1 protein-coding gene is annotated in these 1471 nt (G+C 67.0%); it reads left to right on the top strand.

The window, feature by feature from the left end; genetic code table 11:
* Window positions 1-280: 280 nt before the first annotated feature.
* Window positions 281-1471 (top strand): hypothetical protein (locus EB084_25305; GenBank protein ID NDD31582.1); only part of this gene is annotated, 1191 nt, incomplete at its 3' end.

Here is a 1471-nt window from a genome sequence, read left to right as displayed (position 1 = left end):
CAGGCCAGGGCATGTGCACGCCTCCCCCCGTGTGAGGTGCTGACATGTTCACATCTCCGGCTCGCCTCGCGGGCCGGGCATGCCCTATACTCGAACCATGATGGTGCGCTCAGACGCATGTCCTGCGTGCTGAGCCTCCTTGAGGAGAGTGACAGTGCAGATCAACCCGCGGACCAGCCCTCAGCCGGCTGCAGCCCCTGCATCAACGCGCCCGATCCCGGGTTCGCAAACCGCCCCTGTCGACCGAGCCGACCTCGGTTCCGCAAGCACGGCAGAGTACGTGCCCGGACAGGTGCTCGTGAAGTTCGCCGCCCGCGCCACCGACCATCAAATCGAGACCCTTGCCCAGGCCCAAGGGCTGCAGACGTTGCGTCACTTCAGCGTGCCGGCGTCGATGGAGAACGCGTTCAAGGGCCAGCTCTACCAGTTCAGCCTGCCCGCCGGAGAGACTGTCGACGAGGCCATCGAGCGCCTCAACAAGCAGCCCGGCGTGCTCTACGCTGAACCCAACTACAAGATCCACATCGACGACCCCACCCCTGCCGCGCAGCCGTCTGCAGCCGAGACGCGCGCCCGTTCAGGAAATGTGCCCGACGATCTCGACAGCCGGCTGTGGGGGCTCGAGAACCACGGTCAGGACGGCGGCACGCCCGGCAAGGACATCGGCGCCACCGAGGCGTGGAAGACCACCACGGGGAAGCCGAACGGGGAAGGCCCCCTCATCGTGGTCATCGACACCGGCATCGACTACACCCACGACGACCTCAAAGCCAACTGCTGGACCAACCCGGGAGAGATTCCCGGCAATGGCGTCGACGACGACGGCAATGGCGTGGTCGACGACGTGCACGGCGCCAACTTTGCAACCGACAGCGGCGACCCCCTCGACGACCACGGTCACGGCACGCACTGCGCAGGCACCATCGGCGCCGTGGGCAACAACGGCCAGGGGGTCGTGGGCGTGAACTGGAACGCGACCATTGCGAGCGCGAAGTTCCTCGACGCCGACGGCAGCGGAACCTACGCCGACGCCCTGGAAGCCGTGCTCTACGCGGAGAAGATCGGGGCCCGGATCACCAGCAACTCGTGGGGCGGGCCCATGTTCAGCCAGGCCCTCTACGATGCCTTTGCAGCCTCCAACGCACTGCACATCGTCGCGGCTGGCAATGCCGGCACAGACAGCGACGGCAACCCTCACTTCCCCGCCGCCTTCGACCTCGACAACATCGTGAGCGTCGCAGCCACAGACCGCAACGGCGAGCTCGCGGGCTTCTCGAACTACGGTGCCACCAGCGTCGACGTAGCCGCCCCCGGGGTCGACATCTACTCGCTGGCGCCCGGCAACGGCTTCGAGACCATGAGCGGAACCTCCATGGCCGCCCCCCACGTGACGGGCGTGGCAGGTCTCCTCCTCGCCCACCACCCCGAGCTCACCAACGCCGAGGTCAAGGCACGCCTCATGAACACGGCC

It is taken from the genome of Pseudomonadota bacterium (assembly GCA_010028905.1).
Classification (GTDB): domain Bacteria; phylum Vulcanimicrobiota; class Xenobia; order RGZZ01; family RGZZ01; genus RGZZ01.
Note: the sequence above shows the minus strand (reverse complement) of the source record. Positions and strands in the feature narration are given on the sequence as shown.